This is a genomic window from Bacillus paramobilis (genome assembly GCF_038096195.1).
In the GTDB taxonomy this organism is placed as follows: Bacteria; Bacillota; Bacilli; order Bacillales; family Bacillaceae_G; genus Bacillus_A; species Bacillus_A mobilis.
This window is the reverse complement of record NZ_CP151108.1, coordinates 461,234-475,152: the sequence shown is the minus strand read 5'-3', so window position 1 is coordinate 475,152 and position 13,919 is coordinate 461,234. Positions and strand designations below refer to the sequence as shown.

Genomic DNA, 13,919 nt, shown 5'->3' with positions numbered 1-13,919 from the left:
GTGTAGCCAAGAATTTTATGTCTTGGCTTATTTTATTTCTTCATTTACAGTAGCAAAACAACTGTATTTACATATATAATGAAAATAGATTGTGTCAAATGACATTAAAACATTGATAAACATGGATATTAAAATTATACAGTTATAATATTTTATAAATTTTACATTACATACTATAATAGAACTACTGTAATTCTGAAATATTCAGTTTCGCTAAAACAAATCCCCTTGCTACTTTCATGATTATTTTATAGCGGGGGCTTATTATATGTATAAACAATCTGAGCCATTCAAAAATGATGAATTCGAATATTGCAGTAAAAAGCGTTATTTAGGAGGTGTTACTATGACGCATATACTGGTGATTGAAGACAACCCAGATATACAAGAACTGATTCGTGAATTTCTAATGGCACAAAACTTTACCGTTGATGTCGTTGGCGCTGGAACAGAAGGTATACTTCTTTTCCAAAAGAATTCATACGATCTTGTCCTCCTTGATGTGATGTTACCAGATATAGATGGCTATAGTATTTGTAAAATTATGCGAGGACAATCTGATGTACCGATCATTATGTTAACAGGCTTACATAATGAAGAAAGTGAAATTAAAGGATTTGAATTAGGTATTGATGACTATATTACAAAGCCGTTCCATTACACCGTATTTATTAAACGTGTAGAAGCTGTATTAAGAAGGGCAGCAACGAAGGAAGCAGAAACTGCAACTATACTACAATTCCATGAATTGATGTTAAATTCTACAGCATATGCCGCTTATGTTCATGGTAATCAAATTGAATTAACAACAAAGGAATTTGAAATTATTTATACTTTACTGCAAAATCGTGGAAAAGTATTATCAAGAAGTGATTTGCTGAATAAGGTATGGGGCTATGAACATTATGGTGATGTAAGAGTTATAGATACACATATTAAAAACTTAAGGAAAAAATTAGGGATTCCTTATATTAAAACGGTGAAAGGCATTGGCTACAAAATCGAATCGTAGCACAGACAACATCACCAAAAATATTTTCATCAAAACCTTATTATTTTGTATTCTTTTATCACTTTGTCTTTATCAAATTATTTATTTTCTAGCTTCAAACTACGATAAAGAACGTTTTGCAAAAGAAAATGGAGCGCTGTCTACAGAACAAGCGGATTCAGACAAACAAAATGACCAAAGTAAAACGAATCAAAGTAAGGCTGTTTCAGAGAGTTTGATTTCCAATTTCCAACCTTCTATTATAGATTATAAAGCACTCTCTACAGCCATAAATCACCTTTTGCAGCCTAGCCAAACTGCAAAAGCAAAAGAACAACATACCCAAAATATTGCGAAAAAAAATAGCACTTCTGCTCCACCTATAGAAACGGAAAAGCAAGTCGCTACTAATGATGCCTTACATAAACAAGATGCAGCCAGTAAAACAAATGATGCACAAGATCATCCAAAATTAGCAGATGCACTGCAGCAATTAGCTCCACATATTGGCGCGACAATGCTTGCATTATCTTTACTCGGATCTTTACTTTATACAAAACTAATTGCCAAACCTTTTCAATATATGAGCGATGCTTTAAAAGATATTATGAATATTGATTTCTCAGATAAAAAAGCACTTAACAAAAATACAGACCAAACTGATTTTAATTTACAAGTAGCTGCTTCACAGGTCCCAAATATTGTGAAGAATTTACATGCGAGCAATCAAGATTTAAGAAATGAGCTTAAAAAGGAACAACAGTTAGAACAATCTCGTAAAGAATTTATGTCTATGGTATCCCATGAATTAAAAACACCAATCGCGGCAGTTATGGGACAACTCGATGGCATGATTCACGGAATTGGTGCTTATAAAGATAGAGATAAATATTTAAAACGCTCCTATGAGATGATGCAAGATATTAACATATTAACGGAAAAGATGTCAGAATTATCCAAAATACAAAACCCTCAATTTAAACCGAATTTAGAAGTTATTTCATTAACTTCTATTATTGAGGATGTTATGAAAAAAGTAGATTACTTTGTATCTGTAAAGCAATTAAATGTTCAATCTAACATTAAGCAAGATGTACAAATTTTAGCTGATCCTAAATTTATTCAAACTGCTATTTTTAACATTATTTCAAATGCAATTCATTACACAATTGACCATCAGCATGTCTATATAAAGCTTTATGAAAAGCCAAACGGTTACGCATTAGAAGTATTAAATACAGGTTCACAAATTGATGAGGATAAACTTGCCCATTTATTTGAGCCATTCTATCGCGCAAATCCTGGCAAACACGGATTAGTGCAAGGTAGTGGCCTTGGGCTATATATTGTAAAACAAATATTAGATAAACATCAGTTTCCTTATGGGATACAAAACACAGCTCAAGGTGTAAAATGTTCTATTGTATTCCCAAAAGCAATGTAAAAACCTACTACAATTTCATACCCCAAATTCATACTTCGTATGAGTGGCGGAATTTTGTAGAGTATCTTACTCTGTTTCGTTCGCCCGTTATCCTTATTTGGATAGCGGGCGTTTTTTATTATGTAAAAGGAGGATTTTCATGGAAAAATTTAAATATTCATTACTCGTTTTATTCGGAGCTTGTAGCTACGGTGTACTTTCAACTATTTTCAAACTCGGATTCATTGATGGATTTTCAGCACATCAACTATTAGGGGGACAATATGTCTTCGGATGGATCGGGCTTCTTCTGCTCGTTCTTTTCGCTTCACGTCATAAAGTAACAAAAAAGCAATTCTTTTCCTTACTAACAGTTGGCACAACAATGAGTATGACTGGTATCTTCTACGCTATCTCTGTAGAAGAACTACCAGCATCTATCGCTGTTGTCCTACTTTTCCAGTTCACATGGATTGGTGTAGTCATTGAAGCAATTGCAAATCGAACATTTCCAAGCCGTGAGAAAGTTATATCTATCATTATTTTATTTACTGGTACATTGTTTGCAGGCGGTGTCTTTGAAGGTCTCGGACAAAGCTTTTCCACGAAAGGTATTATCTTTGGTTTATTAGCCGCTGTCTCTTTTTCATTCTATGTGTTTGCAAGCGGGCGCGTTGCTACAGAAGTTCCGCCTTATGCGAAAAGCTTCCTTATGACAACAAGCGCTACTCTTATCGTATGCCTATTCTTCCCGCCAACCTTTTTAACGGATGGTGCCCTGCAAGCCGGTCTTTGGAAATACGCTTTCTTCCTCGGATTGTTCGGCGTTGTCGTACCTGTCATTTGTTTTTCAATTGGCGTACCAAAAGTCGGAACAGGACTTAGTACAATACTAGGAGCAGCTGAATTACCCACGGCCATTATCGCTTCTATTACACTTGTACATGAAGTCGTAACCTTCATGCAGTGGATTGGGATCATCTTTATACTACTTGGAATTTTTACTCCTCAGCTGCTTGCAGCTAGGAAAGCAAAGAAACATAGTAGCGTGCATAGTGCATGAAAAGAGAAAATTTTATATAAATGTAAATACAGTTACAATACGGTATAATTTTAAATCTATTTGAGGTATAAATGACTATTTTAAGCGTAGCCTTTTTTGCTATTATATGTATCTTCTTCCTAATAAGATATATGAAAGAAAAGAATTTTTACGATTTGCTCCTCATTCCCATTTGTATATATGCTGGGGCAGTCAAAACTCCTTTAGTAGAGTACTTAAACTTTAATACTACATTCAAAACAACATATAATATTGCAGCTATTATTCTCATAATCCTTCCTGTTCTTTTCTTCTTAAAGGATAAGAAAGAGAATCCTACTGCATAACAAAAAGACCTTTCATGTATTTGAAAGGTCTTTTTCTCTATCTCACTTTACCGCTCCATATAACTTTTCTACCTCATGCTCAATTTGTTTTACATCAATTCTTTCAAATAGCGGCTGCATACTATCAATTCTATTCGGCAACGTGTTTTGAGGCTCCCAATTTCGTTTCACAATCGATAATGTATTTCTAACTCTTTCACTTGAAAATGGTAAAAATGGTTCAAGGAGATTTGCAAAATTAGCGATAAGATACACACAATTATAAATCGTTTCTTCGCATGTAACTGGATCATCTTCTCGTTGTTTCCACGGCTGCCTCTCATCAAAGTATTTATTTGCAAAACGTACTGCCTCAAATATTGTTTCTAGCGCCACCTTAAATGTAGTTTGCTCAATGGCCTCTCCAATATTTTTATATAATCCTTCTACTTTACCTTTCAGTTCTACATCAATACTTCCCTTCGGTACAGTACCACCATAATACTTTTCAATAAACTTTAATGTCCGGTTCACAAAGTTCCCGTATGCACCTAATAATTCACTATTATGACTGTAAATGAATTCACGCCACGAGAAATCAGTATCACGATTTTCTGGTGCGTTGACTGTTAAAAAGTAACGAATGGAATCTGGATTGTATCGTTCTAATATGTCTGGCACCCACACTGCCCAGTTTTTACTTGTAGATAATTTTCTTTTTTCAACTGTTAAATATTCATTCGAAACGATATGACGCGGAATAGCTCCTTCTCCTATTCCAAGCAATACCGCTGGCCAAATGATGGAATGAAACGGAATATTATCCTTTCCGTGCACATAATATGTTTTCGCTTCTTTACCCCAAAACTCTTGATCATCTTTCCCTGCTTCTTCAGCCCAATGTTTACTCGCCGAATAATATCCTGTCACTGCTTCAATCCATACGTAAATTTTCTTATCTTCATACCCTTCTACTGGAATTGGTACCCCAATTGGTAAATCACGTGATACGGCCCTATCTAATAATCCTTCCTTAACATACCTCTCTGTTAATTGAATCGCATTGTCGCGCCATGCTCCTGTTTGTTTTGCAGTTTCTACAGCCCTTTTAATTTGCTCCTGAAATGTATGCAATGCGAAATAGAAATGCTCTGTTTCCTGTACGGATGGCGTACTACCACATAACTTACATTTCTTTTCTAACAAATCAAGTGGATCTAAAATAGCTGAACACGCATCGCATTGATCTCCTCTTGCTGCTTCATGGCAATGTGGACAAACTCCTTCTACATAACGATCAGGTAAAAACTGCGTACACGTTTCACAATACGCTTGTTCCACTGTTTTTTTATAAATATAACCTTCTTCTAATAAACGTAAAAAGACATTTTGAACCGTTTCATGATGGTGCTCACTATCTGTACGTGTATAGCAATCATAAGTAAAACCAAGGCTACGAAAACATCGCTGGAACTCTTCATGATACTTATCAGCAATTTCCTTCGCCGTCACACCTTCTTGTTTTGCCCTAATTGCAATCGGTGTTCCATTACAATCACTTCCCGAAACATACAACACATTCTCACCTTTTGCCCGGTAATAACGTGCTAAAATGTCTCCAGGTAACAAACTCGCAATATGTCCAAGATGTAACGAACCATTTGCATACGGCCAAGCGCCTCCAATAAAAATACTCATCTTACATTCCTCCTTTTAAATATAAAAAAGCCCCGCCCTTATCTTAAAAAGATAAGGGCGGGGCTGTATAAACAGTCGCGGTACCACCTTATTTCGCCAATTACTCACATAACTAGCCTTAACAAGTACGGAGCTATATGCTCTTATACTGTGATTTTGATAACGAGTACCAACTCTCGTCGCCGCCTACTATTATCATTTGATAAGTTCAGGACGAAGCTCAAAGGCCATTGTTCAAATGAATATTCTTGCTTCTTCTCAGCTACCGAAGCTCTCTGGACAGAATGATTTCATTCTACTTTTCCTTTTCAACGCTTTTATATATAACACGTATTTTACGACCTAATTGCAGAAAAATCAAACTTTAATTCAAAAAGAAAAGGAAATCCCCTTCTCACACAGAATAACTATACGTTCACAAAAGGAGTGATTCGATTGAATCAAAAACAACTAAGTAAACATAATGAAAAAAGCTGGAATGCAGCTGCTTATGAAGCTTGGACGAATCGCCACGGGGCGCCAGCCGATTATGCGAAAAAGCTTATGGCAGATCCCGCGCGCGAGGTAGATCACTATTTACCTTACATACAATCTCCAAAAGGAAAACGTATTATTAATTTACTCGGGTCAAAAGGAAATAAAGCCGTTGCTCTAGCTCTTTTAGGGGCTGACGTAACAGTTGTTGATATTTCAGCAAGTAATGCAAAATATGCAAATGAACTTGCCGAAGCAGCAGGTGTCTCTATCCAGTATGTCGTTTCTGATGTATTAAATGTACAGCTCTCCGAATCATTCGATATCGTATTGCTGGAACTTGGTGTACTCCATTACTTTTTAGATTTAAAACCGCTCTTTCAAAAAATTGCTACCTTGCTTAAAGGAGATGGCATGCTTATCCTTCGTGACTATCATCCTGTTTACACGAAATTATTAGGAGTAGACCACCCATCATTTCGGGCCAATGGAAATTACTTCGATGAAGAATTAATTGAAGATGATGTTGCTTATAGCATCCTTCTTACAGAAGCGCAGAAAGAATCGTTACCTAAAACGCTCATCCGTCGCTGGACGCTAGGAGAAATTATTTCAACACTTGCGGAAGAACATTTTAAAATTGAAAAACTAGTTGAAGAACACGGATGTCATCAAAGGTGGGTCTTCCCTTCTACTGCACCGGAAGGAATTGAAGAACGTGTGCCCGGTTTATATACATTAATTGCGACAGCATGCAAAAAAGGATCCCTTCACGGATAGGATCCTTTTTGCATGCTCACGCATATAAGTTGAGGTTGGAGATTACCATAATTCTGTAGAATAGGACACAAGATATTTCAACATTTCGTCTCTGACTTACGTCGTCAAAAAGGGGTATGACCAACATAACGAAGAGTAATGTTTATAGTTGATAGTGATAATCGTTATCAACTAATTAGAAGTATACATGATGTTATTTCAAATTTCAATAGCATTTCTCATTTTTATTTATGATTTTTTTGATATACAAATGTATACATTTTAAGAACATTTACTCATATGAATCTGCCATATTCCATTATCTGCTATAATTTTCATTGAACAGATTAATAACTTCATAATAATGTTTTTATTAATGTCGTTCATGATATTTATAAATTATAATAAATAGTTTTTAAAAGGTAGGGGTAACGATGAAATATGTTAGCATTCGAAAAAAACTACTCTTCACACTCTTAAGTATTTGTTCCTTATTTAGCATTGCTCTTATTGTTATTCTTTCATTCGCCATGCATCAAGCCAATGAAGTCGAAACATTAAAAAATGATGTATCAAAAAGAGCAACGATTTTAAAAGAACGTGGCGATTGGTTCCAAGCACAAGTTGCTGGTTTACAAGAATATTTACTATCACATGATCAAAAAGGACTGGATAAATTCAACCGAGAAGGAAAAAAACTAGCTGATACTAGAGAAAAAGTAACAAGTGATAAAAAACTCCCAGAAGGAATGAAAGAAGCGATTTTAATGGGAGGAAAATGGCGAAGCGTCATAGATAATGAAGTCCTCCCTCTCGCTCGAGAAGGAAAATGGGACGAAGCATCCAAAATTGCTTTAGCTCAAACCGATTATGTAAACGACCTTTTAAGTCGCTTTACTAAATATACAAATGAAGAAAATGATAAACGTGACGCATTAATTGCTGACGTAGAGTCTTCTTCATCTCTTATTCAATATATTATTTTCTTCTCACTCATTACATGTACGTTAACATCTATTTTATTAGCATGGTGGTTCTCTGGTAAACTTGTTAAACCGATACAACAAATTGATGAGAAATTAAAAGAATTAGCTTCTCAAGACGGCGATTTAACTGCTAGATTGCACGTAACAAGTAAAGATGAAATTGGTGATATCGCCAATTCCTTTAATCAAATGCTCGCTAATTTACAACGTATTATAAAACAAGTGCAACAAACATCCACAAGTGTCAAAGAAGCGTCTGAAAATGTGTTTATCGAAACAACTACGTCTATGGAAAATACCGCAAAAACCCAAGAAACTATGAATGCCCTTGAACACAACATTCGTTCACAAGTTTCCAGCATCGAAGAAAGTTCAACTGCAATGGATGATATGACAACGAGTGTTCAGCGTATTGCAGAATCTGCCTCTTCTGTTGCTAGCCTAGCTGTTACAACTGCTGAAAAAGCAGATAGTGGGAATAAAGTCATTGAGAAATCTATTACACAAATGCATACCATTAACGAAGCTGTTAACGCTACATCACAAGTAGTAGAACGACTCATTACACATACGAATCATATTGATACTGCACTTCAATCCATTTCTAATATCGCGGAACAAACGAATTTACTCGCTTTAAATGCTTCAATTGAAGCAGCACGTGCTGGCGAACATGGAAAAGGATTCGCCGTTGTTGCCGATGAAGTACGCAAACTTGCTGAACAATCTCAGCTAGCAGCAACTGACATTAACCATTTACTTCATCAAATTCAAGCTGACACAAAAATAGCAAATGAAATGATGACACAAGGTCAGTCAGAAGCTTCTGAAGGAATTACAGTTATTCGTACCGCTGGATCTTCATTCTCAGAAATTGTTAACCACATTAACGAAATCTCTACGCAAATGCAAGAAATGTCTGCAACTGCTGAAGAAATGGCCGCAAGTTCTGAAGAAATGAATGCAGCTTTAAATAACATTGCTTCTATTTCAAATGAAGTTGCCTCCGAAACATCACAAACAGCAACTTCAGCTGGTGACCAAGTAAACAAAATGAGTGTCGTCGCTAAAAAAGCGTCTGAAATGAAAACGACTGTACAAGAACTTGAAGTTCTCGTTTCTCATTTCAAAACAAACATTTAAAGCGAAACTTTCCTGTATACTTCTATGAGCTCTAAATTTTTAAAAAGAGAGATTTACAATCTCTCTTTTTTCACCTTAAAATATCTCTTTCTATCTCTCATTCCGTCTGCTATAATTCCTAAAGGAAAGAAGAAAGCTTTATTCCAGTCGGAGTAAAGCTTTCTTTCAATTTTTTACATTTATTAATTCTAATACTAAGATTTCACAAGGAGGCTTTTTATCATATGAATTTTATTAGCATTCGAAAAAAACTAATGTTCATGATGGGAACGATTTGCGCTTTATTTGGCATCGCCTTAGCTCTTATTTTATTTTTTGCTATTGACCAATCTCGTCAAGCTGAAGCATTACAAAAAGAAATTTCTCCTCTAGCAACACAATTAAAAGAGCGTGGGGACGCTTATCAAGTACAACTCTCTGCTTTAAGAGGTTATTTATTACAACGTGATCAAGTTGAATTAGACAAATTTAATGAGATGAGTAAACTTCTTGAAGATACGAAAGAGCAGCTTCTTTCAAATCCTAACATTTCTCAATCTGTGAAAAATACAATGGAATCCGGATCGACTTGGAGAAAATTTATTGAAGAAAAAGTTTTCACTCTTGCAAAAGAACAAAAGTGGGAAGAGGCTTTACAAGTAGCTTATGCAGAAAATGGTACTGTTTATAAAGTAATTGGGGACTTCACAAATTACAGTAATGAGCAAGCTAAGTTACGTGATCAATCTATCGAAAAAATTGATCAATCTTCACTACAAATCGAATATGTTGTCTTCTTATCACTTGTTATTTGTATTATCGTAGCTATCATTCTTGCATGGTGGTTCTCTGGTAAACTTGTTAAACCAATTCAACAAATTGATAGTAAACTAAAAGAATTATCATCTCAAGAAGGTGACTTAACAGCCCGCCTGCAAGTAAATAGTAATGATGAAATTGGTGCAATCGCAACATCATTTAATACAATGTTAGAAAACCTACAACATATTATCAATCGTGTTCAAAAAACATCCGTAGAAGTACAAAACGCTTCTGAACATATGCTAGAAAAGACGAATATATCACGCGAGGCGACAATAAGAGTTCAAAGCTCGATGTCTAGCTTAAATGCAAATATTCAATCGCAAGCCTCTAGTATGGAAGAAAGCTCAACTGCAATGGACGATATGACAGTAAGCGTTCAGCGTATTGCTGAATCTGCTTCATCTGTAACTGAACTTGCTGTATCTACATCTGAACAGGCTAACGACGGAAGTTCAGTTATTCAAAAATCTGTTTCACAAATGACAACGATACACGACGCGGTAAATGCTACGTCAGAAGTGGTCGAACGTCTAATCACACATACGAAATACATTGATACAGCTGTACAATCTATTTCTAATATCGCGGAACAAACAAACTTACTTGCTTTAAATGCATCTATCGAAGCAGCTCGTGCTGGCGAACAAGGAAAAGGTTTCGCTGTCGTAGCTGACGAAGTTCGAAAACTTGCTGAACAATCTAAAACAGCGGCAACAGATATTAACCAATTGCTACATCAAATTCAACAAGATACTGAAACTGCAAGTTCTATGATGTCACAAGGTCGTTCTGAAGCATTTGAAGGCATTCATGTCATTCGTGAAGCTGGCAATTCTTTCACAACGATTGTGGAACAAGTAAATAAAGTATCTACTCAAATGCAAGACATCTCAGCAACTGCTGAGGAAATGGCTGCAAGCGCTGAAGAGATGAACGCTTCACTGAATAACATCGCTTCTATTTCGACTGAAGTATCTAGTGAAACAGCGGCAACAGCACAATCTGCTGAGAAAAAAGTCATTACGATGAATGAGATGACACAAACCGCTAGACAAATGAAACAAACAGTTGAAGAATTAGATCAACTCGTATCTCACTTCAAAACTGAATAGCCTTTAAAAAAGATCCCTCTTCCAAAAGGGATCTTTTTTTGAGCTCATTTCCTGCACATTATGCACATTTCCGTTATAATGAGAATCGATATCATTAATTATGCAGGGGGTGCTACACATGTCACAACAAGCATTTGAAGAAAAGTTATATGCAAACTTAGAAGCTGTTATTGACCCTGAACTAGGTGTTGATATTATCAATCTTGGATTAGTTTATGACGTTACAGCAGATGAAAATAATAATGCTGTCATTACAATGACGATGACTTCTATCGGTTGTCCAATGGCTGGGCAAATTGTATCAGACGTTAAAAAAGTATTGTCAACGAACGTACCTGAAGTCAATGAAATAGAAGTAAATGTCGTTTGGAATCCGCCCTGGTCTAAAGAACGCATGTCACGTATGGCGAAAATCGCATTAGGTATTCGCGACTAAATAAAGTGAAACTTTAATCAGTGGGGGGCTTCATCCCCCACTGATTATTAGCCCTCACCAATCGGACTTTTATGGGCAGCCCGACCCCCACCTAACTTCTTTGCTTTCGCTGAATTTTGAGGTGGGGGTCTTACTGCCCATTAAAGCGGGATAAAGAAAGACCTGACATCCTAGTCAGGTCTTTTTCTCTTATTATTTTATGCCTACTGCATCATAAGCTTTCGTTACAGCTTGTACAGCTTTAGAGTTTTTACCATATAAATCTTCAGCTGACTGAAGAGCAGCTTGACGCATCATCTTAAAGTCAGAGTTTGCAGTTAAATATTTCGTAAGAGCACGGTAGTAAATTTTTTCTGTCGCTTCACGGCCTACTCCAGTTACTTTCACGCCGTAATGCTCTCCGCCATCAGACACTAAATATGCAGCTTTATTGTTAATACTACTGTTAATATGAACGCCGCCATTATCAGCTGTTCCAGTGTAGCGTTTATTGTAATGATCTGGGTAACCTTCACCTGGTTTTAATGGATTTGGAATAGATGCTGGATCTTTCAGAGAACGAAGTGCATCACCAGGTTTTCCAGGTGTATAAATGTCAGCACCTAAATCCCAGCTCTTCTTCTCAACCATGACACCCATAATATCAGATAACGATTCATTTAACGCACCTGACTCATTTTTATAAACAAGGTTTGCTGTATTTTCAGTTACAGCATGCGTTAATTCGTGACCGATAACATCTAGCCCAGCAGATAACGGAATGAATGTCTTTCCATCGCCATCACCGTACATCATTTGAATACCGTTCCAAGCTGCGTTATTCCAGCTTTCACCGACGTGAACAGTAGAAATAAGCTTCGCACCTTTATCATCGAAAGAGTTACGATTAAATGTCTTTTTGTAGTAATCGTATACTTTCCCTGCATTTACATGCGCATCAACCGCTGCTTTATCTTCGAAGAACTTAGATTTACTCTCAACTTCTTCTCCTGTGTATCCAAGCCATTGTGAGAATAAGTTAAACAAGTTTTCATCCATATTTTCTGCATCAAATGTATGAACACCTTGTCCTCGTTTACCATCAAACAAGTTGAACGCTCCTGTTTTCTCATCTTGAGCAATTTCAAATGATTGTCTATCGCCTAATACGCCGTAACCAAATCCTGTAATGTGATCTACAGCGTTATATTTCTCAATCACATTTCCATTCGTTGCATCAACAAAATAATGCCAGTATCCTGGCGCTGGTTTTGAAATCGATGCTTTAACTAAGTATGCAAGATAGTACTTCCCATCTTTTTCATACACAAATAAATCTTTTTTCACACCGTCATAATTCTTTACTTTACCAATTTCCTTCTCAATATCTGCCTTTGCAATCGTTTCAGCTTGCTCTGCACTAATATTTGCAAACGCAGGAATATTTTTATCCTCTAAATTCGGAATAACTTGTCCGAAGAATGCTTTTACATTATTTTCTTTATCAAGTGTAACAGTTTGATCTGAACCATACACAGGAATGTTATTATGCTTCTCAACTAACTTCACATGTGTCGTACCAGATTCAGCATCTTTTTCCTCCCCAACGACATTGAAGTGTTTATCAATATTTCCTGCTAATTTAAACATATCTTTCTTACTCTCTAAATATTGAAAGACCGTCTCTTTTTTATCTAGTCCTTCCGGTGCTTTCCATTCTTCACCTATGTATGCAGGTGTTTTAAATTCTTGATGATATTGAATTTTTTGTTCTTCCGCTTTCGTTGTCGTTGCTCCAAATGTTCCAAATCCCCCGGCTATAACAGTTAACGCTAATGCTGATGAAATGACTTGCTTTTTCACTATAACATTCCCCATTCCCATAAAGATTTTTGACACTTTTATACAATTCTTATTTTCCGGGCTAATACCTTTTTCTAAATATTGAGAAAGTTTTTTCTGACAATTCCACTCAAAAAAAGAGGACATCCTATCGGGTGTCCTCTTTTTCATAAACGTTCTATTGTCTTTTCAATTCGATTGCTAAATAGTGTGATTGCTCTTTCGCTTCAATATGAATATCTTCTTCTATCGCTTCTGCTGCATCACGCATAACAAGCTTTTCACCATTTATTACACTACTTCCTTCAATTTGTACAAGGTACAATTGACGACCTTCTTTCACAGGAAAATGAATTTCTTTTCCAGCATCTAACGATAAAGAATATAAATTCGCATCTTGGTGAATTTGAATTGGCGCCTCTCCTTCTAGTGGAGATACCATATGAAACCATTCGTTTTCACGCTTGCTCCAATCAAATGTAAACTCACCATATTTTGGTTTATGATCCGCACGATCTGGTAAAATCCAAATTTGTAATAAACGTAGTGTTTCATTTCCTAAATTATGCTCGCTATGGAATACACCTGTGCCAGCACTCATATATTGAACATGTCCTCGCTCAATTGTTCCGCGGTTCCCCATGCTATCCTCATGTGTTAAAGCACCCTCTACAACGTACGAAATGATTTCCATATCGCGATGCGGATGCATATCAAAACCAGTTTGTGCCGCTACTAGGTCATCATTAATTACACGCAATGCACCGAAGTTCATGTTATTAGGATTATAATAATTCGCAAAGGAAAAATGAAAATGTGTATTTAACCAACCGTGATTTGCTCTTCCCATATTTTTATGATCAACTTTTCTAAACATATCCTTCACCTCATATTATCTCGAATT

Annotated in this window: 11 protein-coding genes and 1 other annotated feature; of the genes, 8 read left to right on the top strand and 3 right to left on the bottom strand. The window is 36.2% G+C overall.

What is annotated here, in order from left to right; all coding sequences use genetic code 11:
- Positions 1-346: 346 nt before the first annotated feature.
- The 4 genes from AABL52_RS02265 (at position 347) to AABL52_RS02250 (ending at position 3,803) form a co-directional block, all read left to right on the top strand.
- On the top strand, positions 347-1,012 hold the full coding sequence (locus tag AABL52_RS02265; RefSeq protein WP_002145008.1) for a response regulator transcription factor: 666 nt from the start codon (positions 347-349) through the stop codon (positions 1,010-1,012).
- Complete coding sequence (locus AABL52_RS02260) at positions 990-2,435, top strand: sensor histidine kinase (RefSeq protein ID WP_336182252.1); 1,446 nt, start codon at positions 990-992, stop codon at positions 2,433-2,435. The genes AABL52_RS02265 and AABL52_RS02260 overlap by 23 nt, the downstream gene beginning before the upstream one ends.
- Positions 2,436-2,574: 139 nt before the next feature.
- Entirely contained in the window at positions 2,575-3,477 is a 903-nt protein-coding gene (locus tag AABL52_RS02255; RefSeq protein ID WP_341518844.1) for an EamA family transporter, read from the top strand.
- A gap of 71 nt (positions 3,478-3,548) precedes the next feature.
- Entirely contained in the window at positions 3,549-3,803 is a 255-nt protein-coding gene (locus AABL52_RS02250) for a hypothetical protein (RefSeq protein WP_341518843.1), read from the top strand.
- A gap of 42 nt (positions 3,804-3,845) precedes the next feature.
- Here AABL52_RS02250 and metG read toward each other — a convergent pair whose 3' ends face one another.
- Complete coding sequence (metG, locus tag AABL52_RS02245) at positions 3,846-5,480, bottom strand: methionine--tRNA ligase (protein WP_341518842.1); 1,635 nt, start codon at positions 5,478-5,480, stop codon at positions 3,846-3,848.
- Between the two features lie 50 nt (positions 5,481-5,530).
- Positions 5,531-5,801 (bottom strand) — a binding site (T-box leader).
- Positions 5,802-5,915: 114 nt separating this feature from the next.
- Here metG and AABL52_RS02240 point away from each other — a divergent pair.
- The 4 genes from AABL52_RS02240 to AABL52_RS02225 all read left to right on the top strand — a co-directional run bounded on the left by AABL52_RS02240 (position 5,916) and on the right by AABL52_RS02225 (position 11,194).
- Entirely contained in the window at positions 5,916-6,734 is an 819-nt protein-coding gene (locus AABL52_RS02240) for a class I SAM-dependent methyltransferase (protein WP_001072222.1), read from the top strand.
- A 413-nt stretch (positions 6,735-7,147) separates the two neighbouring features.
- Positions 7,148-8,842 carry a methyl-accepting chemotaxis protein gene (locus tag AABL52_RS02235; RefSeq protein ID WP_341518841.1) on the top strand — a complete coding sequence of 565 codons (1,695 nt, stop codon included), beginning with the start codon at positions 7,148-7,150 and terminating at the stop codon, positions 8,840-8,842.
- Positions 8,843-9,066: 224 nt separating this feature from the next.
- Positions 9,067-10,758, top strand: a complete 1,692-nt coding sequence (locus tag AABL52_RS02230) for a methyl-accepting chemotaxis protein (RefSeq protein WP_341518840.1) — start codon at positions 9,067-9,069, stop codon at positions 10,756-10,758.
- A 118-nt stretch (positions 10,759-10,876) separates the two neighbouring features.
- Positions 10,877-11,194 carry a metal-sulfur cluster assembly factor gene (locus AABL52_RS02225; protein WP_000082521.1) on the top strand — a complete coding sequence of 106 codons (318 nt, stop codon included), beginning with the start codon at positions 10,877-10,879 and terminating at the stop codon, positions 11,192-11,194.
- A 192-nt stretch (positions 11,195-11,386) separates the two neighbouring features.
- On the opposite strand, the gene nprB is transcribed toward AABL52_RS02225, so the two are convergent.
- Both nprB and AABL52_RS02215 read right to left on the bottom strand, forming a co-directional pair.
- Positions 11,387-13,036, bottom strand: coding sequence for a neutral protease NprB (nprB, locus tag AABL52_RS02220; RefSeq protein ID WP_141524336.1), 1,650 nt, complete (start codon positions 13,034-13,036; stop codon positions 11,387-11,389).
- Between the two features lie 157 nt (positions 13,037-13,193).
- Positions 13,194-13,892 (bottom strand): pirin family protein, encoded by a 699-nt coding sequence (locus tag AABL52_RS02215; RefSeq protein WP_341518839.1) that lies wholly within the window; start codon positions 13,890-13,892, stop codon positions 13,194-13,196.
- Positions 13,893-13,919: the final 27 nt, after the last annotated feature.